The 1,465-nt window shown below is 69.4% G+C and carries 1 protein-coding gene and 1 pseudogene; both read left to right on the plus strand.

The genetic code is table 11. The annotated features are described in order from the left end of the window. Positions 1–153: 153 nt before the first annotated feature. Positions 154–987, plus strand: a complete 834-nt coding sequence (locus V7793_RS37505) for a thioredoxin domain-containing protein (protein WP_336014208.1) — start codon at positions 154–156, stop codon at positions 985–987. Between the two features lie 120 nt (positions 988–1,107). Next, positions 1,108–1,465 (plus strand): annotated as a pseudogene (locus V7793_RS37510) (hypothetical protein); the annotation flags it as partial.

Raw genomic sequence — 1,465 nt, forward strand, 5'->3', positions numbered from 1 at the left:
CCGCCGGCCCCGCCCGCGGGGCACCGGCCCTCCCCCTCCTCGTGCACTCCGTCGTCCGCCGTGGACCGCCGCCCGGGCCCGTTCCCGCCTGAGCACAAGCACCACGCACTAAGCACCACGCACCACGCACGACCGAGCACGGAGAGCATGACCATGAGCAAGCGCAACAACTGGGAGAACAAGCAGTCCGCACGCGAGCGGCTGCGCGCCGAGCGCGAGCGCCAGGCCAAGAAGGACAGGACGCGCCGCCAGCTCGTCGTCGCCGGCGCCGTCGTCGCGGTCCTGGCCGTCGGCGCGGGCATCGTCGTGGCCGTCTCCCAGCTGGGCAAGGACGGCAAGAGCGGGCTGAACGCGGCGTGGGAGGCCGCGTCCAAGAAGGAGCTCGTCAAGCCCGCCAACACCGGCGGCGACCAGGGCACCGAGATCCTCGTCGGCAAGAAGGACGCCAAGAACACCCTGGACCTCTACCAGGACATGCGCTGCCCGATCTGCTCGGTCTTCGAGCAGAGCGTCGGCGACACGATCGACAAGGACGTCAAGGACGGCAAGTACAAGGTCTCGTACCACGTCGCCACGTTCCTCGACCGCAACTTCGGCGGCAGCGGCTCCAAGAACGCCCTCAGCGCGCTGGGCGCCGCCCTCAACGTGAGCCCCGAGGCCTTCAGCGCCTACAACAAGGCCCTCTACTCCAAGGCCAACCACCCCGAGGAGAAGAAGGACGACTACGCCAAGGACGACGTCCTGCTGAAGGTCGCCAACGAGGTCCCGGCGCTCAAGGGCAACAAGGACTTCGAGAAGAACGTCAAGGACGGCACCTTCGACAAGTGGGCGCTGACGGTGTCCGACGAGTTCGACAAGGCCAAGGACGTCACCGGCACCCCGACCCTCAAGCTCAACGGCAAGAAGCTGACGGCGGAGGACGGCAAGAACGTCCCGATCACCCCCGAGCAGTACACCAAGGCCGTCGAGGCGGCCCTGAAGTCCTGACGGTCCTCCCGTCCGGGTTTCCGCCCGGGTTCCCTCCCGGTTCCCGTCCCCTCCGGCGGCGTCCGACGATGCCGAATCTTGACACGACACTTAACGGCTGCCGTGGCAGACTTCGGCCTCATGGAGGGGACGGGAGTTCGATTGAGGGCGCTGCGCGCAGCGCTCTTCACGGCGCTCTGTGTCACGCTGTCCGCCGCTTCGCACGTCCTGCTCTCCCGTACGCCCCTTCCCGCCGCCACGGTCGCCGTGCTGGCGGCGGTGTTCTTCGCCGTCGCCTACGCCCTCGCGGGCCGCGAGCGCGGCTTCGGGTCCATCGCCGCGCTGATGGTCTCTCTGGAGCTGACGGCGGACACCGTGTTCACGGTCGGCCAGCACGCCTGTTACGGGCGGGCCGGCGGCCCCGTCGCAGGGCCCCTGCACTCCCTGGGCCTCGACCTCGCCTGCCGCGGCGAGGTCGGCACGCCGCTGGCCCGCATGG

Source organism: Streptomyces sp. KLMMK, from assembly GCF_036961605.1.
Classification (GTDB): Bacteria; Actinomycetota; Actinomycetes; order Streptomycetales; family Streptomycetaceae; genus Streptomyces; species Streptomyces telluris.

Bases quoted from the DNA above. Each gene is read 5' to 3' on its own strand.
- V7793_RS37505 (WP_336014208.1), top strand. From the start codon at position 154: ATGAGCAAGCGCAACAACTGGGAGAACAAGCAGTCCGCACGCGAGCGG.